This window comes from Starkeya nomas, from assembly GCF_902703545.1.
GTDB lineage: Bacteria > Pseudomonadota > Alphaproteobacteria > Rhizobiales > Xanthobacteraceae > Ancylobacter > Ancylobacter moscoviensis.
The window spans coordinates 1-766 of the sequence record NZ_CACSAS010000004.1; the positions used below are offsets into that span (position 1 = coordinate 1).

Genomic DNA, 766 nt, shown 5'->3' on the forward strand with positions numbered 1-766 from the left:
TAGGGAATACGCACCTCCGCGAGCTGCGGATCGATGGCCAGCGTCAGGCCGGCCGAGCGCGCGACATCCGAAAGGATGTCGGCAAGCGACATGTCGTCGAAATGCTGGGTGCCGCCCGCCTTCACCTTGCCGGCATAGGTGACGGCGCGCGCCGTCATCACCATCTTTTCGGTCCCGCCATCCCAGCCTGTGCCCCAGCGCTCGACCTTGAAGGCCCCGAGCGGGAGGACGTGCGTTTCGAGATAGCCGGCGTAGGGGTGGAGGAGGTCGCCTTCACGGGGCAGCGGCAGCTGGCGATGATCGTCATTGGCGAACACCTGCAGCTCGTCGTTCTGCAGGCCAACCTCGTCGTTGAGCGAGGCGCCGAGGAAGTAGCTCGCCATCGAGCCCATCAGGTTCTCGCCGCCCTTGTAGATCTGAAAGATAGGGGTGAGCATCAGCTGCCCCAGATCCGCGGCACGGGCCGGCCGGCCGGCGTCGAGGCCGCGCGCGGCGGCAGCTTGATCAGGGTGCCAACAGCAAAGTGCGGCCCCTTGCGGGCAAGGCCCGGATTGAGGTCGAGAATGGCCTCGACCGTTCCGCCCTTCTCAGTGCCGAGCTCGGCGCGCGCAATGCGGTCCAGGCGCTCGCCGTCGCGCGTCACGCGATAGATGCGGTCCACCGTCATGCCGCCCTCAACTCCACTTCAAACGCGATTTTCTGGCCGTTGTACTCGCTCAGATCGGAGACGCGCTCGACCACGAAGGAGCCGAGCACGTCGGCCGCA

At 66.4% G+C, this 766-nt stretch carries 2 protein-coding genes; both read right to left on the bottom strand.

Going from position 1 to position 766, the window contains the following annotated elements:
* Nucleotides 1-437: hypothetical protein (locus STARVERO_RS21695; RefSeq protein WP_159602037.1), on the bottom strand; the 437-nt coding region annotated here is incomplete at its 3' end.
* The gene (locus tag STARVERO_RS21700; RefSeq protein WP_159602039.1) at nt 437-667 is read right to left on the bottom strand and encodes a tail protein X; all 231 of its coding nucleotides are present in this window, start codon (nt 665-667) and stop codon (nt 437-439) included. The genes STARVERO_RS21700 and STARVERO_RS21695, both read right to left, overlap by 1 nt.
* Nucleotides 668-766 lie beyond the last annotated feature (99 nt).